Origin of the sequence: Paenibacillus woosongensis (assembly GCF_009725165.1) — a bacterium.
Classification (GTDB): domain Bacteria; phylum Bacillota; class Bacilli; order Paenibacillales; family Paenibacillaceae; genus Fontibacillus; species Fontibacillus woosongensis.
Window position 1 is genome coordinate 1 of the sequence record NZ_WNZW01000006.1, and the last position, 20,634, is coordinate 20,634.

The window sequence follows — 20,634 nt, forward strand, 5'->3', positions numbered from 1 at the left end:
ATACGGGAAAAATGCAGTTGAGTGGGTAAGTAAAGGACGAGAAGAATTACGCACGAAAGTTAAGACCAATGTAGAGCAAAGCGCAGCTGTAAGAGAAGCGTCCAACTTCGATGTGCATTTGAAAAAAAGGGGAGGAAATTCTTGGAAGGATCAAGAATAAGGGGACGCCAAAAGCTAAGTATACTACGAATAATTTACCAAAGGATCCTAAAGAATTAATTAATAACGGCTGGAAAGATACAACGCCAGAAGGAATAGCGAAGAATACTAGCTCGCGAGAATATATTGACCCTGTTACAGGAATGAAAGTTAGGTTTGACCCTGGGAAACCAGGAGCAAATGGTTTTGAGGGTAAAGATCATTATCATATTCACAACCCAAATAGTACAGTGAAAAATGATTATTACCTTGATGTTAATGGTAATCCGGTAGCAAAAGGCTCGAAAGCATCTCACATTATACCTTAGATTAGGAGAGAAAAATGAAACCATCAGAATTTATTAAAGTGTATAACCTTTTTGATAGTCTTGTAGAGGATTTAGAGTATAATGAAGTCGAGAAGCAGTTAAGGATGACTTTAGAATTGTGTCAGTGGAAGCAATCTTTCTATGTTGAAACTGAGCCAGAAATGCAACTTGGAATATTAATTTTCTCCGATGTGACATTCTACAAAACTGAACCTCATTTATTTAATTTGGACAGTAGTGAGATACTAGAGGTTGATGTACTCCCATTTGATGGAGAAGGTGAGCATATTAAAATAGTTCTTAATGGTTTGGACGATGTAATTGTACTAAACATCCAATCTAACGAGATTGAATGGAGAGAAATAAAAACTGCGGATGGACAATAGTTAGGAGTTTGCAGTACGAAATGAGATCGTAGGTGATTGAGGTAGCCATTTTATATTTATTCATGTGACATACTAGTGTTGCAAAAACTCAATAAAAGCTTATTTCTACCTGTTTATAGGTGGGAATGAGCTTTTTTTGGTTATAGTGATGTTTCGATCGAACTTATCCGGCAAAGTATCTATTACACTTCATGAGACTAACGGCGTTACCATCAGCAGTCCGGAGAATGTACAAATTCAAGGCGGCGACATTAAGCTGGAGGCAGGGAAGGGACTATCACTACAAGCCGGCACAGCGCTGTATCTCAAAGGCGGAGCCAGCAGCATGGTGCTGGATGGTGAAACAGACCTCAAAGCTCCGGTGATCGAGCAGGAAGGGACGATTAAAGCCCCGGTCTTTGTCACCGAACTGCCGCCTGTCCCAGAGCCTGAGCTAATCAGCGTACAGGAATATGAGGCAGCCCAATCATCTGCCGCATCCCATACTTCATCGGGTAGTGGAAATTCTCCTACAGCCAAAATTACGAGCCCGGCTGCTGAAGCCGCGGCCAATAGCATGCTGGCTACAGAGTCGAAGCTGGTGGGTTCGATTCCAGCGATGGCGGGAATTTTAATAGGTGCGCTAGGGGGGCCTGTGAATAAGGCTGTAGGCGTGGCGCTGCTGGCAACGGCAGGGGTTCCTGTGCGAAGTGATGGGAAGGCGCGTGATGTGCCTGCTAATAACCCTTTTCATCCGCTAAAGCAACTAGCAGGCCTGCTCCTACAGGGACTGATCGACCAGCGATTGTACGAAGAAGAAAGACAGGCTTACTACACCCAGTGGATTTTGGGGAAGATGACGACAAGTGCCCGCCAGATGCTGTATTCGTCCAGCCCATTAGATCTTGTTCATAACGTGTTGAGAGAATCGAACAACATGTTCCAAGCCTACCATCAGGTTCCTGAGGATGTGAGAAGGCGCTGGGAGCCTCCTAGGTATTTTCCTGAGGAATATGTGGACACCCATCGGTTAACCTTAGAAGTGCAAACAGAGCTGAATTGGTCCGATGAATTAACTAAGGATGTGGCGCAGCGAATTGCAAAGAAACAGGACTATAACTTGATTGTAAAAGAAATGAAACGGAAGTATGGAGTAGATGTACTCGGTGGCGTAGCTATTATTTACACGTGCTACAATGCCGAAGGAAACGGGGTTACTTTAAATGAACTTTTCTGGGGGAACTCTATTGATATTCCGACAGTAAAAGGCGGGGGCTTCATAGGCCCTAACTTGGGTTTAAAAAAGCCTGGGCTTAACAATATGAAAACGGAGATGCCTAAGGAGACTCCAAAACCTCCGAATCCGTCGAATACGAGTAAGATTGAAGGAATGCCCCCTATTGTTCAGTCGAGAATAAACTTAAGAAATGGTAGTGCAGAAGAAGGGGCAGGTTTTAATCATGTACTAGATAGGCATTTTAACCCTTCGAAGAATGCTTCCCAATTCTCAATTACACCCGACGAACTAAAGGGCGTTCTTCAAAGTAAAGAAGTTGTGAGCACTCCAGTGTCAAGAGTTTTATACTCAGACTTAAAGTTAGCAGATGGGACAAGTGAGAAACAGGCTAGATATGTAAGAGAAGTTACATTAGACTCAGACATAGGTATTGACAAGTTTAGTGGTTCTCCTACAAATATTATGACGGTATTAACCGACAAGCATGGAAATCTAGTTACTGCTACACCGGGGGTGATAAAATGAAACTGATAGGAAGCAAACAGGAACAGGATTTCAGAAAGGAGTTAGAAGGTTCGAATATAGTTTCGGCTAAAGACATTAAAGCAGAAGCGATATTGAATGTGTTAAGAAACACTTTTGGTGAAGTGAAAAGTGCATATATTTTGAATTGGACACCTGAACAAGGCGAAGATATATTCACTATATTAGTTGACCTTGATAAAATTGCTAAAGTTGAAATTAGCAGAGTCAATCCTTCGGAAGTTCCTATTATTGAAACTTTTAATCTGAAGGATTTCCAAAGAAAGTTGAGTAAAGTATTCCAAATTAAATTAGCCGTGGCCATTGATTTGGCGAAAAAGGAACATCAAAACGGTTAAAAAACTGTATTGTGAAACCTTGATTGACTTTATGCCTTCAAGGTTTCCTTTTTTGGTGGGGGGTGACGAATGAACCCATCATTCCATCAATAATACATATAACCCATATAATAACGTGAAGAATTAATCTTCCTGAAAATTTGCTGGTCATTTATGATTCGGGTGGTGAGGAGTTATTTTGCTAAGACTTTTCCACTTTGAACGAAATAAATGAACCAACGGTTGTTTCGTTTATACCTGGGCAGCCGCTGACTTCTCAAAAATATGAGACAGTATCTAGTGATTTTAGGGATTTCCTGTAGGATTTGGTTACAAAAGAGATAGAAGAATAGTATTCTTTCCATTGACCTTGAGTGGCTCCATACCTTTCAAGGTTTCTTTTTTGAATGGGAGTGACGAATGGACTCTTCATTTCAACCAATAACGCTGAGAATGAAATAGATGGAGTTCGTTGGTTGAAGAAATTTTGAAAGTACAGAAAAAACATTAGTAAAGCCAAGTGTGGGAAGTTGAAGTGAAAAAGTACAATCCGAAAAGAAGTTGCTAAACTAAGAGAAGAGACTCGCAATTTCTCTTTTATGGAGGTGACTAATGTGCATATTGCTGCACTGGAAAAGGCTTTAAATGTAAAATTTCCTAGTAAATATAGCGAAGAAATGGAGTATATATCCAAGAAAATTTCTAGTGGTAATAAGCTTGTACTAAACAATGGAGAGGACTCTATTTCCATAAAAAGGGTATTAGATATGGATTGTGAAAAAGAAGAGAGTATATTTCAAGTGTATACCGAATTTAGAGACTTAATGAAAGATGGCAGTATCCCTATAGTAAATGCCGGGTATGATGATTATATATGTCTATACTTTATTGATAGGAAATTACCACCAAAAGTTATATTATGGTGTTACGAGAGGTCATTTGAGAGCATTGACTACGCGATATTTCCTTTAGCAGAAACTTTTGAAGAATTCATAGATAGAATAGAACAAGTAGATGTTTAGAACAAGGCTTGGTGTCACGTTTGTTTAGTTCACGACTATTGATTAATTATCTTCATGGTAAATACAGCTATATTAAAACCAAAATAAATGGAACTTAAAGCTTCAATTAAAAGGCTTATCCCACTTAAATAATGAGTAGGAATGAGCTTTTTTTCATATCGTAATCCGTCTATTGTATCGGTCGGCCATCCAAGTATTTGGAAAAGTCTGATATTTATTTTGTGTAAGTCCCGTTTAATAGAAGATATTAATAATGAACACTCAAATGGAGATGATAGTCTGTAATCCAACATAGACATTACTTGGGAGATTGGAGTAGTGGAACTCCAGAGAGAAGTGGCCACTAATAAAATATCGATTATTCAAGCTTGGAGGTTAAAGGGACATTGCTTAGTATACATGACAATAAAATTATATCCTATGAAGTTGATTTTCAAAAATCTAGAATTACATTGCACACAATAGCTGGTAGAAGAGATTCAAATATCACCAAAATCGAGTTTAATGAGGTGCTGGCTCATGTGTTTGAAACACAGTTACGGGGGAGTATTATTCTTGACATTAACACATTAGATGTAAGCCTATTTCTTGAACACAACAAGGAACTGCTGGAGAAGGAGAAGGAGAAGGATTACGCATGGCCGATATATTATGAAAAATTAGAGGATTTACTTGAACATTTACAACATGAAAAATATAACTATTATGTAATTTCAGCTTCATATGGCCTTAATGGGTGGGTAATTGCTAAAGAATATAAAGTTTATAGTTAAATATTGATTGATGGTCAGATATCACTTTGAATGGCCTGTTATTGGTTATCTTCTTTTTTCACAGATGAGGTCAAGGAGCTTTACATTCAATACATCTTTACATACCCCGCAGGGGTATAATATAATAATTCTTAAGGAAAGGAGTGATAGCCGTATGACAGAACCTAGGGAAACGGAGCATCATTGTGCGGATCCCTCAGCAGATTCGTCCGCAGATGAGAGACGCAGTCATCATTCCGATGAGCTGAAGAGCAATCTGAACCGGCGTCTGAACCGGATTGAAGGGCAAATTCGGGGAATTAAGGGGATGATCGACAAGGATACGTACTGCGACGACGTTCTCAACCAAATTGCGGCTGTACAGTCGGCTCTGAACAGTGTTGGCAGGCTGCTGCTTGAAGGCCATATGAAGAGCTGCGTCATTGAACGCATCCAGGCCGGGGAGACCGAAGTGGTGGAAGAGCTCCTGGTTACGGTGAATAAGCTGATGAAATAATGGCTGGAATGAATGCTAATTATATAACCGGATGAATTAGAGGAGGAATGGAAATGCAAACAGTTACCTTGAACGTAGAAGGAATGTCCTGCAATCACTGCGTGAACTCCATCGAGGGCGCGGTATCCAAGCTTGGAGCGAGCGCCAAGGTCGATTTGTCGGCAAAAAACGTCACGGTCAGCTATGACGAGGGCAAGCTTAGTGTAGAGACGATCAAGGAAGCGATCGAAGATCAGGGCTACGACGTGGTATAACGCAATACAAAGCTGTCCGGGAGTACAAGAAATCTTGTGATCCCGGGCAGCTTTTTTATGAGAATCAGATATTCCCATCAGCTAATCCAAGTGTTAGTCGCCTCAATCACTTTCCAGGCCCCGTCCTTCAATTCCAGCTGGATGGCTATGCCGACGGCCCCGTTACCGGATCGGTACTTCATGCCTTCAATGACGGCTCCGTGCTCGCTGATTTCCACCTTATCGATTTGGAGCAGCACGCCGCTCAGTACCATCCCGTTAACGGTAAAATCGTCGCCCTCGCTTTCCTTCAACTGCTCGAAGGTCGCGTCTCTAACCGGGGCGGCAAACCTGCTGCTTATGTATTCCTCAATATACTGCTTATCTTCCTCTGTTAATTGCGTCAGTACGCTGAAATCTATCGCAATGTATTTCAAGTCCTCATTCAAGGCTTCGTCGATCGGCATCATCGCTTCAAAAACCAGGCCGTACAGTTGCCCCGCGCTCCCATCGGCTTCGGGATTCGAAGTTGTGTCCTGATCATTCTCAGTCTCCCCAGGTTCCCCGGCTTCCGCTTCGAGGTACCCTGCAGCATCTGCTTCATTCCCGGCATCGGCTCCGGCACTGACAGGCTCAGGGCGCTGCTCGAAGGCGGCGGGCTGTGGAACGCCTGGCTCGCTGTTAAGCTCCTTTGTATTTTTACAGCCTGCAATGAGCAGGAATATCGCTATGACGCAGGCAACAAGCAGCACAAAACGCATAGTACGCATGGTATGACCCCTCCCATCTAATTAAACGGTACCAGGGTCACAATAGTTGCCTCGGGTTGGGTTGTTTTAGCAAAATATGATAGGGATTATACATTAGGACAAAATAGACTCGATGATCTCCGCCAACTGGGCAAGACTGCGCTCCATGTCATCCAGAGAAGCAAAGGCATATGACAGGCGGATATGCTGGTTCGCGTCCCGGTCGTACAGATGGCCGGGATTGATGAGAATGTTCCGGCGCAGCGCCTGGTCGAACAGGGTTCTCGCGGGAAGCGGGGCATGCAGCTTGAGCCAGACATAAAAGCCGCCAGCAGGCACTTTCCAGCTTGCGATACCAGCGAAATGCCTGTCTAGGCTGTTCAGCATGACGGCACGGCGCTCCCTCAGCCGTTCACGAATCCGCTCCATATGCTGCTCGTACATTCCGCTGCCCAGCCACTCGGCGGCTGCCTGCTGGGACAATGTGCTGGAGCCGTAGTCGCTTTGCATCTTGATGTCGGCGAGCCGCTCCAGCACGGGCTGAGGACCGGCGATCCAGCCGATGCGCAGGCCGGGGCTGACCGTCTTGGACAAGCTGCCCAGATAAAGGACGTTCCCGCTGGCATCCCTGGCTTTAAGCGGGCGGGGAGGGGGAGCGTCCAGCCATAAGTCGCGATATACGTCGTCTTCGATCACCGGAAGGCCCCCGGCTTCGGTAACCTCCATCAGCTGCGCGCGGCGTGCCTCGCTCATTGTCGTACCCGACGGGTTATGGAAAGTTGGGATCGTATACAGCAATGATGCGTTGTATTGCCTGGCGTAAGCGCCGACCAAATCGGCCCGCAGGCCGTTCTCATCCATCGGGACACCGCGCAGCTTCATGCCCGCGGATTGAAACACGGGAACGGAGTACAGGTAGGAGGGACGTTCTACAAGCACGGCCGACCCGGGCTCGAGCAATCCAACGGAGATGAGCTGCAGCGCCTGCAGCGCCCCGGAGACGATAAGCACGGAAGCGGGAGAGGCCGCGATGCCGAGCTTCTGGAGCCGGGCTGCAAGCAGCTCGCGAAGCCGCAGGTCTCCCATCGGCTCCCCATATCCAAGTGGGGGAGTCCGATCCGCCACGCGGCGCAGCACATTGCTCATCTCCAGGTGCGGAAGCAGCTCGGGCGACAGCTCTCCCGTGCCGAGCCGGATCACACCGGGATGGAACTCGGCGCGGTTGATCTCCTGGACGGCGGGCAGGTTGGGCCGATGGATGCCGGATTTGACATAGTCGTTCCAATTTGTCGGCGGCGTAGCAGCGAGCGCACCCCACGTATGGTTGACTACCCGAGTTCCGCCGCCTTTGCAGCCCTCCAGCATCCCGGCGGCCGTGAGCTCGTCCAAGGCAGTCACAACCGTGCTGCGATTCACCTTGAAGGCCTCGGCCAATTTGCGCTGCGAAGGGATGCGGGTGCCTACCGGCCACTCACCGCCGACGATTTTGTCCCGGATATACTGTGTGATTTGCATATGCAGCGGGGTAGCCGATTGACGGCTGGGCTGCCAGTGGGATTGCTCCATAACCATCCTCCAACGTCGCGATGTGCAGGTGCGCAGTGGCACCATGCCAAGTTTCATTTAATCCTATTATATAATTTGGTTGGTTTGCTATCCATCCAAATGGCTGGAGCCAAACCCGTCTCTTACTGCTTACAATGAGAACAGCAACTTTTGCAGAAAACGGAGGAATCATTGTATGTGGGAAGCGACGATTTATGGCCTGGTCCTGGCATTTGGACTGATATTGCCGCTTGGCGTGCAGAATGTATTCGTATTTAACCAGGGAGCGGGGCACCGCAAGTTTCGCCACGCCCTGCCTGCGGTCATAACGGCGGCTTTATGTGATACGCTATTGATTGTGCTAGCAGTTGCCGGGGTCTCCCTGATCGTTCTAACGATATCCTGGCTGAAAATATTGCTGTTCATTGTTGGCGCATTGTTCATGCTGTACATGGGCTGGTCGATTTGGCGGAGCCGTCCGGATTTGCCAGCGGCTGGTGAAGCCAGCCTCCCGGCGGGTAAACAAATTGTATTCGCGCTTTCCGTGTCGCTGCTCAATCCCCATGCTATCATGGATACGATCGGCGTAATCGGCACGAGCTCGCTTCGCTTCGAGGGACTGGATAAAGCATTGTTTGCCGGCGCAGCCGTCGCGGTATCGTGGGTCTGGTTTCTGGGGCTGTGCTGGATGGGACGCCTGATTGGCGGCATGGATCCAAGCAGGAGACTGCTGCGTCATATCAATAAGCTGTCGGCGCTCATCGTCTGGGCCATGGCAGGGTATATTGTGATTCAGTTATTTTGAGTAGAAAGCATGAATGCATTGAAAAGGAGAGAACCAAGCGATGAATAACGAAAATATTACCGATGCGATGGAGTCTATGAACGAAACGATGGCCTTGCTGCTTAACCACCGCTCCATCCGTAAATTTACGGATCAGGCGTTGACGCGGGAGCAGGTCGAAACGATCATTGCTGCCGGACAAGCGGCTTCGTCCTCCAGCAATGTTCAAGCTTACAGCGTGATCGCCGTGACCGAGGAGCCGCTTAAAGCAGAGCTGGCCCGGCTTAGCGGCAATCAAGCGTACGTGTACAGCTGTCCCGTGTTTTTGGTGTGGTGTGCCGATTTGTCGAGATTGAAGATGGCGGCGCAGCAACACCGGGCTGGTCAGGAAACTTACGAAGGCTCTATGGAAAATCTGATCGTAGCGACCGTAGATACCGCATTGGCGGCCCAGAACGCCGCAGTTGCCGCTGAGTCACTGGGCCTTGGCATTGTGTATATCGGCGGCATCCGCAATCAAATCGCCGAGGTCGCCAGCCTGCTAGGCTTGCCAGAGCTCGTCTATCCGGTGTTCGGGATGTGCGTCGGCTACCCGGACCAACAGCCCGTGCTTCGTCCAAGGCTGCCGCAGCAGGCGGTTCTGCATTGGAACGGCTATGACGCGTCCGGTTCGGAGAAGCATGTCGAACGGTATGACGAGATCATGTCGGCGTATTTGCGCGAAAGAACCGGGGGAGCCAAAGACACACCGTGGTCGGAGCTGATGGCGGATAAGCTCGCACAGCCTTCGCGAATGCATATGGCTTCCTTTTTACGTGAACGGGGGTTTGGCACGAAGTAAAGAAACTCTTCAACTACGCCTATATACCGTAAAAACGCTTCGTATTCTCGCGCAGCCGGCAGCGCGCCTCCTCTGGGGCGATGCCTTGAATGGCGGCCCAAGCTTCGGCGACCTTCAGCACCATGGCCGGCTGGGTAAGCTGCCCTGCAAACGGCCCTTCGAAAGGCCAGGGGCCATCCGTCTCCGCCATCACCTGATCGAGGGGATAGCTACGGGCGAGCTCCATGATTTCTGGTTCATAGAGCAGATCCGGAGTAAATGAAATGTAATAGCCGCGATCGGCCATTTTTCGCACCGTATGCTTTGCGCCCTTGAACCAGTGGAAGTGAGCCTTGCGAATGCGGTAGCGCTCCAATAGATCGCACGCGAGCTCGGCATCCTCGTACACGGCATGAAGCACGACGGGTTTGCCATGTTGCCCGGCAAAGCTAAGGAACCGCTCCAGCAGCTGTACATATGCGTGCAGGTCGAGGGAGCGGCCTTCCTTGGCCATCTGACGGCGAAGATAGTAAGGCAGGCCAATTTCTCCTACGGCGATTATGCGGGGGGCCTTGCGCTCCATCCAGGACAACAGCCGGCTGACTTCCTCCTCATTTGGGAGGGGGTTCTCCGGATGATAGCCGAAGGCTGGATGGATGATTCCCGGGTACCGCTCGGCAAGAGCCAGGTTAGCCATTGAGGACTCCAGATTTGTGGATACGCACACAAGCCCCTCGATACCGCTGAACTGCATATTTTTCACAATACGCTTGATATCGGCATCGCTATACTGGTCCAGGTGGATATGGGCATCAATCATGCTCTGTGAATTCCCTCCCCATTCGTTGGTATGACTTCGTTAACCTCATTATATCTGTTCACCCAATAAACCACAGCATCGCCTCAATCGATTAAGTCCCGTTACAGTGCTTGTGGAGGGCGTCGAGCGGCGGGAGGGGTTGAGTTTTGCCATGGCAGCTGCGCCGTACTTGCGCAAGGATATCTGTTCGGCCGCCCCGGAAAGCCGTGAAGTGGTGCAGATGGTGAAATGACCCTGCCGTATTTTTACAGTTCATTTGCTTTTTTCCTGAGATCAGGATATAATTAAAAATGGTCGATTCAAGTGAGGCATACCTGAAATTCACCCTTTGAAAAGAGTGTCACCTTGTGAGATGGAGCTTTTTTCAATGTGTGAATTTTTTTTGTAAAAATGAACATGTTAATATTTTTAGGAGGTATCCTCATGGAAACTGGAACAGTAAAATGGTTTAACGCTGAGAAAGGCTTCGGCTTTATCGAAGTGGAAGGCGGAAACGACGTATTCGTACACTTTAGCGCGATTACAGGCGAAGGCTTCAAAACGCTGGACGAAGGCCAACAAGTTCAATTTAACGTTGTTCAAGGCAACCGCGGACCGCAAGCCGAAAACGTAGTCAAACTTTAATGCAGGCTCAGCTGCTCTTAACGAACTCCGTTAAGGGCAGTTCTGTTAAAGATGTTGATCGTGGTTTGTCTATAGTGAAATTACGTCCAAGGAGGATGAACATGAATTACCGTAAAAAAACGTTAGAAGAAATTCCTGAGGAGAACACGCCGGTCTGGTCTTGTACGAGCGAGAGCTGCAACGGATGGATGAGGGATAATTTTGCGTTTGATTACACTCCGGCATGTCCTCTGTGTTCTTCGGAAATGGAGAAGGGGATGCGCATGCTTCCTCAATTGGTGAACACAAACTTGGATCAGAAGTCGCTGCCTAAAGGCGTAAGAATCGAATAGCTAGTCACTGATCGACAAGCAAAAGCAGCTGCAGCTCCAAACAACGGAGCGCAGCTGCTTTTTTGCATACTATAGAGGGCTGAGGAGCGAGATGGTTAGATCGCTGGTGGCGGTCATTGAGCCTCAGGTTTTGCTAGGTAAATGTATTTTATACAGCTAGTTAAGCTGTTTGTTTAAAAAACATACGTTAAATGTAAAACATGCAGTTAGTTTGCCTGAATGGAGCCAATTCGCCGAAATACCTTGAAACTAAATGCAGGTACTGCAGTTAGTTCCCTCTAAAACGCCTAAATCGGATGAACTAACTGCATGAAATACATCTAGTTGCCTTGGCATGAAATGCACTTAGTTACCCTAGTATGAAATGCACCTAGTTACCTTGGCATGAACGCACCTAGTTACCCTGGTGTGAAATGCATCAGTCACCTGGTCTTGTCCTGCTGGGAACAGTTATAAATCAGTAGTTGTTAGCACATTACTTGTTGGGACCGTGGTTGATTAGAGATAGTTACATAGCTGGTTAGATCGCCGTGGCGGTCATCGAGCCTCAGGTTTTGCTAGGTAAATGTATTTTATACAGCTATTAAGCTGTTTGTTTAAAAAAACATACGTTAAATGTAAAACATGCAGTTAGTTTGCCTAAATAGAGCGAAATCGCCGAAAAAGCATAAAACTAAATGCAGGTTTTGCAGTTAGTTCTCTTTAACATGCCCAATTCGGATGAACTAACTGCATGAAATACATCTAGTTGCCTTGGCATGAAATGCACTTAGTTGCCCTAGTATGAAATGCACCTAGTTACCTGATCTTGCCTTGCCCATCTAGTTACCCGAGCCTAACCATCTGCTTACCCCAGCCGGTTGTAGCTTTTCCAATACAATATAGCGAGTTGCGTCCGGTCGCGAACCTGCAGTTTGGCGAGAATGTCGGTAATGTAGTTTTTGACGGTGCCCTCGCTGAGGAACAGCTTCTGGGCAATCTCCTTGTTGGACATGCCGTCCGCAATCAAGGCTACGACATTTTGCTCGGCTGGGGTTAGTCCTGCTGCCCGCAATTTGCTCTGCACGGAGTCGGCTGGCGCGGCAGAATCCGAGCTGGAAGAAGCTGAATCGGAAGAAGCCGAACTGGAAGAAGCCGAACTGGAGGAATCCCCGCCGGAGGAAGCTCTGCCGGAGGAATCCCCGTCGGAGGAAGCCCGCCTGGAGGAAGCACTGCCGGAAGGAGCCGGACTCGGAAGCTGCTCGGAGCTTCCTGCCGCATCTCCAGCACTTTGTTCAGCCCCAGCTTTGAGCGCATCAGCCCGGAGCATTCCGGTCAGCTTGCGGGCGATGTCCGGATGAATGAGCATGCTGCCGCTATGTACAGTTTTGATCCCCTCGATAATCCGGCTGGGCGGGATGTTTTTGAGCAGATACCCGCTGGCACCGCTTTGCAAGGCCTCGATAATGAACTCATCATCATCGAAGGTGGTCAGGATGAGCACCGAGGTTTGCGGAAAAAGCGCCTTGATTCGCTTCGTTCCCTCCACGCCGTCGCATTCCGGCATCCGGATATCCATGAGTATCACGTCCGGCACAGGCGTCTCGCCGCTTTCCAACAGATTTACGGCCTCCAGGCCATGGCACGCCGTGCCAACGACTTCAATTTGGGGGTCCATGCCTATCAGCAGGGACAAGCTCTCTCGAATGAATGGATCGTCGTCCACGATTAATACGGATAAATGCACCCCTGCAGCTGCGTTTGCGTTCGTTGTTATGTTTGTCATAGCAGCCTATTCACACTCCCGATTATAAAATATCTCCTTGATGCGTCACGGGAAGCCGGGTCGTTACGGTAAAGCAAGGCTCCGCCTTGACCTCCAGCCATCCTCCCGCGACCTGGCATCGTTCCCGCATTCCCGACATCCCTAAGCCAGCCGTTCTGCTGTTATTCCAATGGGGCGGCGGCGCTGTTCCGTCATTGCTGACGGCCATGCGAACCTCGTCCTCCCCGTAGGACAACCGGATTTCAACTGCGCGGGGCTGACCGTGCTTTAACGCATTGGTCAGGGCTTCCCGCGCATTTTTATACAGAATGGTCTCCAGGCTTGGATATAACGGGTAAGGCTGTCCCTCTACGGACAGCGTCGTCCGGATGCCGTTCTCCCGGCCGATTTCCTCCAGCATCAGGCTTAGCGCCTGAATTCCCGTCGTCTCGGAAGGCGGCTTCAGTCGGCGCACCGTGGCACGCAGCTGGTCGAGACCGGCAGAGAGCTGATCGCGAATTTGCCCAAGCAGGGCCATTCCTTTGTCAGGATCAGCAGGAACGACGTGCAGTGCGGCTTCCATCATCATCTTCACACGGATCAGGCGGTGCCCCAGATCATCGTGAAGCTCCCTGGAAATCCGCGTCCGCTCCTCGGCCTGGGCCGCGCCTTCCACCTGCTTGCTGAACAGCATTAAACGGCGATGGGTCTCATTGAGCTCGTAATGCCGTCTGCGGAGGTCATCGTATTTTTGCTGGAGCTCGTCCTGCTTGCTCTTGAACAGTTGGAGATAGGCGAGAATACCTGCCAGCAATGTTAGAAACAGCAGCACGCCGAACCTCCAGAACAGCGGCTGGGACAGCATTGTGAAGAAGATTGCACCAGTATGAAGCGCAAACAGACTGATCCGCACGAACCTGCCGGGCATGGACGAATAGACGAATACCGGTGCCAGAGCCGACAGGCTGGCAAGTCCGCCGTAAATATAGCAAAGCCACGCCGAATAGGCGATGAGCATAAGGCACCAAGCCGTTAAATGGATGCTCGCCTTCGCGAAGCGCCCCAGTACGGCCAAGGCGAACAAGACCAGCATATGGATGACGTACCGGTCATAAGGAGGGTTTTGCAGCAGGAAAATATGTAAAAATCCCGGGAGCAGAATCATCCCGTACAGAAAAGGAAGAAGCGAAGGCTTCTTCATCGTTCTCAACCCTTTTCATCGAAATAAGATGCAATTATTATAGCATTCCTATGAGAGTTCGGGTGCGGCAAATGGTGACTTTCGTCATTTTATATTGGTGACCATCGATACCTTACGCGGGTAGCGAGGCCTGATACAATGACTACAGAGTCAAAGATGCGTGGGAGGGCGAAACCAGAATGGCATTCGTAGAAGTAAACAATGTCGTAAAAAGATACGGAGACAAATTGTCCGTCGATCACTTGAATATGACCATCGAAGCCGGGGAAATATTCGGGCTCCTCGGCCCAAACGGAGCAGGTAAGAGTACGACCATGAACATGATCGTCGGGCTGCTGCCGATGGATCAAGGCAGTATTACGGTTGACGGGATACCTGTCAAGGAGCGGCCGCTCGATGTAAAGCGCAGAATCGGGCTCGTTCCCCAGGACCTGGCTTTATATGAAAATATGTCTGCGGCGGATAATGTAACGTTTTTTGGCCGATTGTACGGCCTGCGGGGAGGGGAGCTGAAGGAGCGGGTGAAGGAAGCGCTGCGGTTTGTCGGTCTGGAGGAGCGGGCCAAGCAGCTGCCGCATACGTTCTCCGGAGGGATGAAGCGGAGGCTCAATATCGCCTGCTCGATCGTGCACCGCCCGAAGCTGATCATTATGGATGAGCCAACCGTGGGGATCGATCCCCAGTCACGGAATCATATTCTGGAATCGGTGCGGGAATTGAACCGCATGGGTTCGACCGTAATCTATACGAGCCATTACATGGAGGAGGTCGCCTCCCTATGTGATAGGGTAGCGATTGTCGATCAAGGCCATGTCATTGCCTGCGGGACGGAGCAGGAGCTCCGGGAACGGGTCGCCGGCGAGGAGAAAATCGTTATGACGGCCTCCGGTCTGGGGGAGGCGGTATTGTCCGAGCTGAAGCAGCACCCGCGGATCACCCGCATTCTGGAGAACGAGAATGGGCTGGAGCTGTACACGTCTTCTTCGCAGAACGAGCTGCAGGACATTCTATACATTTGCGCCAAGCATGACGCCGTGATTCATTCTGTAGTATGCGAGCAGCCGACGCTAGAGACGCTGTTCCTCAATCTGACCGGGCGCACGCTGCGGGATTAGGGCTAGGGGGGATACGCTGTGAAGCTATGGACAATCGCCTGGTTCGAGCTGCGGATGCTTACGCGGACGCGCGCCGTATTACTGAACTTATTTTTGCTGCCGATGGTGCTTATATTCATTCTGGGCAACGCCCTCTCCAGCAACTTTAAAGACGAGGCAGAAGCTTCGGTGGAGCAGGCCAGGGTCTTGATCGTGGAGCCGAATACCGGGGCAGCTGTACATGGAGAGCTTGAAGTGGGACTAGGGCTTCGCGAGTTTTTGAACAGTCCGGAAATTAAACAAAGAATGCGGATTGAAAAGACCGTGAGCCGCGAAGAAGCGGTTGAAGCTTTGACCCGGGGCGAAGCAGATTTCGGCGTCGTCATTCCGACTGATTTCGAAGAGCGGGTAACAGCAGGGAAAGAAGCGCAGTGGGAGCTCATTCCCGGAAAAAACAGCATGAAAAATTACGTTGCCCAGATGATCTTCCATGCCTATTTGGATGAGGTCAACCGGATGCAGGCAGCGATCATCGCCCTAGGCCCGCAGGGCATTGGAGAGGCCATGGGAACGATGAGCGGGCTGGAGGCGACGTATGTGGAGACCGCTTCGTTGAATGAAGGGGGCGAGACGTATTCCGCTTTTCAATACTACGCTGCCGCGATGCTGATCATGTTCCTCCTGTACTCGGGACTGTCAGCCAGCATCAGCTTATCCGAAGAGAAGCGCAAGAAGACGCTGTACCGTTTAAATTCGATGCCTGTAAGCACGCTGGAGATATTTATGGGGAAAATCGCCGGGAACAGCCTGGTCGCTTTTTTACAGGCCGCCGTTATTATTTGCGGAACGTCATGGTTCTACGGTGTGGACTGGGGCCGTCATCTGTGGATGCTGGCGCTGACCTGTCTGCTCGTAGTGATCGCCTCCATGATGCTGGCCGTAATCCTTACCTTGTTAACCAAATCATCCGCGGTTGCCCGTTCGGCCGTCGTGACGGTCATCGTCGTCATGACTTTTCTGAGCGGGGGGTTCCAGCCGCTGCCGATGGAGATCATTCAACGGATGGGCGAATTTACGGTGAACCACTGGGCAATGCAGACCATACTGCGTTTGATGCTCGGGGCGGATCCGGGCGAAGTGATGCATTACTTGATGATGCTGGGCTTATTCTGCGGCCTGCTGCTTGCCGCCGGCATCGTTTCATATCGGAAGGTGGGTTATCATGAGTAGCTTGACGATTGCCTGGAATGTCATAAGACGAACGATCGGCACCAAAAAAGGGCTGCTTGGCTATATCCTGCTGCCGTGCGTCGTTATCTCTCTCGTCATCGCCCTGCTGGGGCAGGAAGAAATGACGCTGTCGCAAATCGCGTACGTGGATCAGGATCAGGGGGTGGCCAGCGCGTTCCTGCTGGAGGAGCTGACTGACAAGCCCGGCTATGCCTTAAAGGAATATGACGATGATGCGGCGGTCAAGGATGCGCTGCTGTCCAAACAAGCCGCGATAGGCTTTACCATCCCGGCCGGGTTCACCGAAGGAGTCCGCTCCGGACGCGTCCCCAAGCTCCAGGTATATGATTTGGCAACAAGCGAGGCGACCTTTACCCTTAGAATCAACCTGGATGGGCTTGTACGGGGGATGGCGGCTTCCGCAGGGATGGCTAGGACTGCTGCCGGCGAGGTCGGACAGGACAGCGCAGCGCTGGCCGATGTGTTCCGGGAGACGGGAAAACACCGCGTAACCGCTGTCGATCAGGAACTTCGGCTCTACCCGAAGGAGGGGCTTAGCACAGTCACCGGCTTTACGCTGTTATTCCTGATGAGCTTAATCAGCAGCTCGGTGACGCAAATTGTGGAGGACCGCAGCAAGCGGACGATGGCCCGCATATATAGCGCACCGGTCAGAGCCTGGGAGATCGCTGCGGGCAATTTCCTTGGCAGCTTTTTTGTCGGCCTGATCCAGATTGCGGTCGTATTGATGCTCAGCCGCTGGGTGCTGCGATATGATGCCGGCATCCCGCTGCATTTGCACTTTATCGTACTGGCTGCGTTTATGCTCGTAGCGATGGGCATCGCAAGCGCGGCTGCCGGATTGATTCGCAATCCGCAGAACGCCGGGATGCTGAACAATCTGATCATTACCCCGACCTGCATGATCGGGGGCTGCTTCTGGCCGATTTCCTTCATGCCGGAATACATGCAGAAGGCAGCTAATTTCGTGCCGCAGAAGTGGACGATCGAGGCCATCGAGCTGCTCTCTTCGGGAAGCAGCCTGAAGGGAGTCGTTACTCCGCTGCTCATCCTGGTGCTCATGGCGTTCGTGCTGCTGATCATCGGTTCGGCGATCCTTCGCCCCAGTGAGGGGCAGGCAAGGGCATAAGGACGAGGGTGTATATTATGGCATCACAAAAACAGGTTATCCCGTTGACGGTCGGCGTCATCTGGATAACCTGTTTGCCGTTCAAGAACACGGCAGAGAAAATGTAGTGGAAAAAGATTGCATCCCTATATAAAATTTAATATGTTGGATAGAAGCTCGGGTCGGTCAACCCGCATGAAGCTGTCCTGTTATACGGCGGTATTCCTGAAGCATGAACAGGCGCCAGCGGAGAATCATTCCGTAGGCCAGCAGGAAAAATACGGAGCCCGTCTGAAGCACGGAGATATACTGCTCTACGACTTCATGCAGGACGAGTCTCAGCGCAAGTAAACCGATCAGGATATAGGCAAAGCCGCGGGTGCGTTTGGCGTATACCTCGCCGTCAATCAGTTCGAATTGTGTGCTGCGGTTCAGCGGGTAAGAGAAGAGTAACCAACCTACGGCAAAGGCGACGGCGCCCCAAAGAATCGGGATATGAAATTCAGGAACGATGAACATCCCGAAGCCGGTAGTCATGCCTAGCGGCGGAATAATGATCTTCTTGACCGTTACGGGCCTGCGGCTGGCTTTTAACCGGATAAACAACGCGAGTGCAGCCATAACGATGGCTCCGACGGTTACAAAAACCTGCATATAAGAAGGAATGGTGATATTCATAGAATGTCCCTTTCTTGAACATGTGTAGTTGGCGAGACCATTATAACATAAATCACATACGGAAAATAAAAATGAGCCCAAGGCTCGCGAAATCATCGGCGCGCCCGTGTTTCAAGGATATGACGGAAAGGGGAAAGGAATATGAACAGCGAGTTTACAGTTGCCCTGCATTGCCTTCTTTTTTTGCATATGAATGCCGATTACATTGCCAACAGCGAGAAAATTGCGGCGAGCGTGGCCACGCATCCTGCCCGTGTCCGCAAGGTGCTGAGCATGCTAAAGAAGCAAGGGTATGTGTCGACGAAAGAAGGAGTGGGCGGCGGCTACTTGCTCAGCGCCGATTTGAATGCCATCAGCCTTGGCGACTTGTACCGCCTGTTCGCGAAAGGCACCCTTCAGCCAGGCTGGTGCTCGGGCAGCCAGGAATCGAGCTGCCAGGTATCCTCGAAGATGCGTGAGGTAATGGATCGGATTTTTGCCGGAGGCGAGGATCAGCTTGAGCGGTATTTTGACGAAATCAAAGTATCCCGCGTGAGGGGATTGCTTCAGGAGCTGCGGGCTGAGGCAGGTTCGTAAATCAACCAACCAATTAGGGGGAGAAAGTCTATGAGTATCTTTAAGCCAGAGGAACAGTATTTCTATGTTGGGGGTTACTCTTCCGGAGAAGAAGCGGGGATTCATCTTTGCAGCTTAAATACGGACAGCGGAGAGCTTCGTCTCATTCACGGCATCTCAGACATCGAGAACCCGTCTTTTCTTATCGTAGCGGATAAACAACATGCAGTTCGTCAGGCGGCTGCAAACGTCATGCAGAAACATGAAAGCGATACCGCGGAAAATTCGGCCAACCCTGTTAGCCCGGCAGCTGGGGATGCGGGAACAATGCGGCTGTATGCCGCTTTGGAATGCGAGGAGGGCAAGGTCGCTGCCTATGGCATTAATCCGCAGGACGGCAAGCTGAACTTACTTGAAACGGCACGAACGGAGGGGGCAAGCCCGTGTCATTTGTCGCTGTCCCCTTCCGGGCATCTGCTCGTCGCCAACTATTCCAGCGGCCATGTCAACAGCTTTGAATTGGATGGGGAGGGGAGCCTAGCCCAAATGTCGGCGGCTGTTCAGCATGTCGGCAGCGGCTTTCGCCAGGATCGCCAGGAGGCAGCTCATGCCCACAGCGTAATCCCATCCAAGGATGGCAAATATGCTTTCGTATCCGACCTGGGTCTGGACCAGATCGTCGTTTACAGAGTGGAAGACGGCAAGCTCGTTACGCACCGCGAGTTGACGCTGCCGCCTGGAGCGGGGCCAAGGCATTTCATTATCCACCCGTCCGACACGTTCGCTTACGGCATCAATGAGCTGAACAACACAGTGACCGTGTTTGCGTACAATCCAACCCATGGTATTTTGGAAATTATTCAGCATATAAGCACTTTGCCCGAGGACTTTGCCGAAGAGAGCTATGCGGCGGACATTCATCTGTCGCCGGATGGCAAATATGTATACGCATCGAACCGTGGCCATGACAGTATCGTCCGTTTCAGGCTGGATGCTTCGACCGGACAGCTCAGCGCCCCGGAATGGACTAGCGCTGGCGGAAAATGGCCGCGCAACTTCGCTGTCCTGGACGACTATGTGCTTGTGGCGAACCAGTTTAGCAACAGCATCACCTTGCTGCGCCGCGACCGGGACACTGGCAGCCTATCGCCTGCCGACAGTGTGCTGGAGGTGAAAGAGCCTTCCTGTATCGCGATTGTTCCGCGGTAGCACACTGATCAGTGGCTTGACTTGGATACAGGTATCTGGGAAGTGAGTTTAAGTTGGCAGCAGGCAGCAGTAGCGGACTAATGGGTAGCCGGTATGAAGGTAGTGGAAGCGGGGATGTAAGTGTAAGCTGAAAGTAAGAGTCAGTAAGCTAATATGCAAGTAACGAATTGCTGTTATACGAGTGGTGAGTTGGCAGGTATGCAGGTAGTGGCTTAGCTGGTGTGCAAGCAGTGGCTTAGCTAGTACACATGAGCGAGTAACTGGGATATAAGAGTCAGTAAGCTGGTATACAAGTAGTGAAATTGCTGGTATACAAGTGAGTTAGTTGGTGTGCAGGCAAGGTATATTAGTGAGTTGGCTGGTGCGGGTAAGCGAGTTAGTTCGGCTGTCGGGTTAGAAATATTGGCGAACTGGTTCTTTAAGCAGTTAGAATCGCAGTTTGGTGAGATTTCCGCCGATTGCAGATGGAATGGCTGGGCATATGCGAACCTAACGGACACAGGAGGCGCTATTTGTGAAATAACGGGAAAATTAGAGGGCTAACGGACCAGTGTTCCGCTATTGCTCCCAAAAGCATGTTTCTGGCAGTCCATTTGGCCAAATAACGGAACCAGGGTCCGCAAGCACCGGTGAAAGAGGGCTATTTCAACAAATAGCGGATCTCCTG

The 20,634-nt window shown here is 50.2% G+C and carries 22 protein-coding genes and 1 pseudogene; 17 read left to right on the plus strand and 6 right to left on the minus strand.

From position 1 onward, the window contains the following. Positions 1-302: 302 nt before the first annotated feature. The 8 genes and pseudogenes from GNP95_RS26230 (at position 303) to copZ (ending at position 5,474) form a co-directional block, all read left to right on the plus strand. Positions 303-467 (plus strand): hypothetical protein, encoded by a 165-nt coding sequence (locus GNP95_RS26230; RefSeq protein WP_230873851.1) that lies wholly within the window; start codon positions 303-305, stop codon positions 465-467. Positions 468-481: 14 nt separating this feature from the next. Further along, positions 482-853 carry a hypothetical protein gene (locus GNP95_RS15315; RefSeq protein ID WP_155611752.1) on the plus strand — a complete coding sequence of 124 codons (372 nt, stop codon included), beginning with the start codon at positions 482-484 and terminating at the stop codon, positions 851-853. A gap of 166 nt (positions 854-1,019) precedes the next feature. Beyond that, positions 1,020-1,817: pseudogene (locus GNP95_RS26770) on the plus strand (hypothetical protein); the annotation flags it as partial. Positions 1,818-2,590: 773 nt separating this feature from the next. Beyond that, positions 2,591-2,950 (plus strand): hypothetical protein, encoded by a 360-nt coding sequence (locus tag GNP95_RS15330; protein WP_155611753.1) that lies wholly within the window; start codon positions 2,591-2,593, stop codon positions 2,948-2,950. A 593-nt stretch (positions 2,951-3,543) separates the two neighbouring features. Further along, positions 3,544-3,951, plus strand: a complete 408-nt coding sequence (locus GNP95_RS15335; RefSeq protein ID WP_196427201.1) for an SMI1/KNR4 family protein — start codon at positions 3,544-3,546, stop codon at positions 3,949-3,951. Positions 3,952-4,319: 368 nt separating this feature from the next. Then, positions 4,320-4,724 (plus strand): hypothetical protein, encoded by a 405-nt coding sequence (locus GNP95_RS15340; protein ID WP_230873852.1) that lies wholly within the window; start codon positions 4,320-4,322, stop codon positions 4,722-4,724. A gap of 154 nt (positions 4,725-4,878) precedes the next feature. Continuing rightward, entirely contained in the window at positions 4,879-5,220 is a 342-nt protein-coding gene (locus GNP95_RS15345; RefSeq protein ID WP_155611755.1) for a metal-sensitive transcriptional regulator, read from the plus strand. Positions 5,221-5,273: 53 nt separating this feature from the next. After that, on the plus strand, positions 5,274-5,474 hold the full coding sequence (gene copZ / locus GNP95_RS15350; protein ID WP_155611756.1) for a copper chaperone CopZ: 201 nt from the start codon (positions 5,274-5,276) through the stop codon (positions 5,472-5,474). A gap of 77 nt (positions 5,475-5,551) precedes the next feature. Here copZ and GNP95_RS15355 read toward each other — a convergent pair whose 3' ends face one another. Beyond that, complete coding sequence (locus GNP95_RS15355) at positions 5,552-6,223, minus strand: hypothetical protein (protein ID WP_155611757.1); 672 nt, start codon at positions 6,221-6,223, stop codon at positions 5,552-5,554. 93 nt (positions 6,224-6,316) lie between these two features. Then, the gene (locus tag GNP95_RS15360) at positions 6,317-7,768 is read right to left on the minus strand and encodes an aminotransferase-like domain-containing protein (protein ID WP_155611758.1); all 1,452 of its coding nucleotides are present in this window, start codon (positions 7,766-7,768) and stop codon (positions 6,317-6,319) included. A gap of 175 nt (positions 7,769-7,943) precedes the next feature. Here GNP95_RS15360 and GNP95_RS15365 point away from each other — a divergent pair, with 175 nt between their 5' ends. Beyond that, positions 7,944-8,552: a LysE/ArgO family amino acid transporter gene (locus GNP95_RS15365; protein WP_155611759.1), complete on the plus strand. Its 609-nt coding sequence runs from the start codon at positions 7,944-7,946 to the stop codon at positions 8,550-8,552. Between the two features lie 76 nt (positions 8,553-8,628). Then, the gene (gene nfsA, locus GNP95_RS15370) at positions 8,629-9,372 is read left to right on the plus strand and encodes an oxygen-insensitive NADPH nitroreductase (RefSeq protein ID WP_155611949.1); all 744 of its coding nucleotides are present in this window, start codon (positions 8,629-8,631) and stop codon (positions 9,370-9,372) included. Positions 9,373-9,391: 19 nt separating this feature from the next. Here nfsA and GNP95_RS15375 read toward each other — a convergent pair whose 3' ends face one another. Next, a complete protein-coding gene (locus GNP95_RS15375) occupies positions 9,392-10,171 on the minus strand; it encodes a TatD family hydrolase (RefSeq protein ID WP_155611760.1) in 780 nt (259 codons plus the stop codon). A 423-nt stretch (positions 10,172-10,594) separates the two neighbouring features. Here GNP95_RS15375 and GNP95_RS15380 point away from each other — a divergent pair, with 423 nt between their 5' ends. Beyond that, positions 10,595-10,795: a cold-shock protein gene (locus tag GNP95_RS15380; RefSeq protein WP_155611761.1), complete on the plus strand. Its 201-nt coding sequence runs from the start codon at positions 10,595-10,597 to the stop codon at positions 10,793-10,795. Between the two features lie 101 nt (positions 10,796-10,896). Then, a complete protein-coding gene (locus GNP95_RS15385; RefSeq protein WP_019635379.1) occupies positions 10,897-11,127 on the plus strand; it encodes a cold-shock protein in 231 nt (76 codons plus the stop codon). An 847-nt stretch (positions 11,128-11,974) separates the two neighbouring features. Here the strand turns inward: GNP95_RS15385 and GNP95_RS15390 are convergent. Together GNP95_RS15390 and GNP95_RS15395 are read right to left on the minus strand one after the other, a co-directional pair. After that, positions 11,975-12,892 (minus strand): response regulator transcription factor, encoded by a 918-nt coding sequence (locus GNP95_RS15390; RefSeq protein ID WP_155611762.1) that lies wholly within the window; start codon positions 12,890-12,892, stop codon positions 11,975-11,977. A gap of 22 nt (positions 12,893-12,914) precedes the next feature. Then, positions 12,915-14,072, minus strand: a complete 1,158-nt coding sequence (locus GNP95_RS15395; RefSeq protein ID WP_155611763.1) for a sensor histidine kinase — start codon at positions 14,070-14,072, stop codon at positions 12,915-12,917. Between the two features lie 179 nt (positions 14,073-14,251). Between GNP95_RS15395 and GNP95_RS15400 the strand changes: the two genes are divergently transcribed. Genes GNP95_RS15400 through GNP95_RS15410 form a run of 3 tightly spaced genes read left to right on the plus strand, consistent with a single transcriptional unit; the run spans position 14,252 to position 17,546 of the window. Further along, the gene (locus GNP95_RS15400; RefSeq protein ID WP_155611764.1) at positions 14,252-15,187 is read left to right on the plus strand and encodes an ABC transporter ATP-binding protein; all 936 of its coding nucleotides are present in this window, start codon (positions 14,252-14,254) and stop codon (positions 15,185-15,187) included. Between the two features lie 18 nt (positions 15,188-15,205). After that, complete coding sequence (locus GNP95_RS15405) at positions 15,206-16,396, plus strand: ABC transporter permease (RefSeq protein ID WP_155611765.1); 1,191 nt, start codon at positions 15,206-15,208, stop codon at positions 16,394-16,396. Beyond that, positions 16,389-17,546, plus strand: coding sequence for an ABC transporter permease (locus GNP95_RS15410; RefSeq protein ID WP_155611766.1), 1,158 nt, complete (start codon positions 16,389-16,391; stop codon positions 17,544-17,546). Before GNP95_RS15405 ends, GNP95_RS15410 begins: the two co-directional genes overlap by 8 nt. A gap of 165 nt (positions 17,547-17,711) precedes the next feature. Here the strand turns inward: GNP95_RS15410 and GNP95_RS15415 are convergent, their stop codons facing one another. Next, positions 17,712-18,203 (minus strand): CcdC family protein, encoded by a 492-nt coding sequence (locus GNP95_RS15415; protein WP_155611767.1) that lies wholly within the window; start codon positions 18,201-18,203, stop codon positions 17,712-17,714. 141 nt (positions 18,204-18,344) lie between these two features. On the opposite strand from GNP95_RS15415, the gene GNP95_RS15420 reads away from it, so the two are divergent. Both GNP95_RS15420 and GNP95_RS15425 read left to right on the plus strand, forming a co-directional pair. After that, positions 18,345-18,779, plus strand: a complete 435-nt coding sequence (locus GNP95_RS15420; RefSeq protein ID WP_155611768.1) for an Rrf2 family transcriptional regulator — start codon at positions 18,345-18,347, stop codon at positions 18,777-18,779. A 30-nt stretch (positions 18,780-18,809) separates the two neighbouring features. Next, positions 18,810-19,967 (plus strand): lactonase family protein, encoded by a 1,158-nt coding sequence (locus GNP95_RS15425; RefSeq protein ID WP_155611769.1) that lies wholly within the window; start codon positions 18,810-18,812, stop codon positions 19,965-19,967. Positions 19,968-20,634: the final 667 nt, after the last annotated feature.

Bases quoted from the DNA above. Each gene is read 5' to 3' on its own strand.
- GNP95_RS15400 (WP_155611764.1), top strand. From the start codon at position 14,252: ATGGCATTCGTAGAAGTAAACAATGTCGTAAAAAGATACGGAGACAAA.
- GNP95_RS15375 (WP_155611760.1), bottom strand. From the start codon at position 10,171: ATGATTGATGCCCATATCCACCTGGACCAGTATAGCGATGCCGATATC.
- GNP95_RS15360 (WP_155611758.1), bottom strand. From the start codon at position 7,768: ATGGAGCAATCCCACTGGCAGCCCAGCCGTCAATCGGCTACCCCGCTG.
- copZ (WP_155611756.1), top strand. From the start codon at position 5,274: ATGCAAACAGTTACCTTGAACGTAGAAGGAATGTCCTGCAATCACTGC.
- GNP95_RS15395 (WP_155611763.1), bottom strand. From the start codon at position 14,072: ATGAAGAAGCCTTCGCTTCTTCCTTTTCTGTACGGGATGATTCTGCTC.
- GNP95_RS15355 (WP_155611757.1), bottom strand. From the start codon at position 6,223: ATGCGTACTATGCGTTTTGTGCTGCTTGTTGCCTGCGTCATAGCGATA.
- GNP95_RS15365 (WP_155611759.1), top strand. From the start codon at position 7,944: ATGTGGGAAGCGACGATTTATGGCCTGGTCCTGGCATTTGGACTGATA.
- GNP95_RS15410 (WP_155611766.1), top strand. From the start codon at position 16,389: ATGAGTAGCTTGACGATTGCCTGGAATGTCATAAGACGAACGATCGGC.
- GNP95_RS15345 (WP_155611755.1), top strand. From the start codon at position 4,879: ATGACAGAACCTAGGGAAACGGAGCATCATTGTGCGGATCCCTCAGCA.
- GNP95_RS15425 (WP_155611769.1), top strand. From the start codon at position 18,810: ATGAGTATCTTTAAGCCAGAGGAACAGTATTTCTATGTTGGGGGTTAC.
- GNP95_RS15385 (WP_019635379.1), top strand. From the start codon at position 10,897: ATGAATTACCGTAAAAAAACGTTAGAAGAAATTCCTGAGGAGAACACG.
- GNP95_RS15380 (WP_155611761.1), top strand. From the start codon at position 10,595: ATGGAAACTGGAACAGTAAAATGGTTTAACGCTGAGAAAGGCTTCGGC.
- GNP95_RS15315 (WP_155611752.1), top strand. From the start codon at position 482: ATGAAACCATCAGAATTTATTAAAGTGTATAACCTTTTTGATAGTCTT.
- GNP95_RS15330 (WP_155611753.1), top strand. From the start codon at position 2,591: ATGAAACTGATAGGAAGCAAACAGGAACAGGATTTCAGAAAGGAGTTA.
- GNP95_RS15415 (WP_155611767.1), bottom strand. From the start codon at position 18,203: ATGAATATCACCATTCCTTCTTATATGCAGGTTTTTGTAACCGTCGGA.
- GNP95_RS26230 (WP_230873851.1), top strand. From the start codon at position 303: ATGAAAGTTAGGTTTGACCCTGGGAAACCAGGAGCAAATGGTTTTGAG.
- nfsA (WP_155611949.1), top strand. From the start codon at position 8,629: ATGAACGAAACGATGGCCTTGCTGCTTAACCACCGCTCCATCCGTAAA.
- GNP95_RS15390 (WP_155611762.1), bottom strand. From the start codon at position 12,892: ATGACAAACATAACAACGAACGCAAACGCAGCTGCAGGGGTGCATTTA.
- GNP95_RS15420 (WP_155611768.1), top strand. From the start codon at position 18,345: ATGAACAGCGAGTTTACAGTTGCCCTGCATTGCCTTCTTTTTTTGCAT.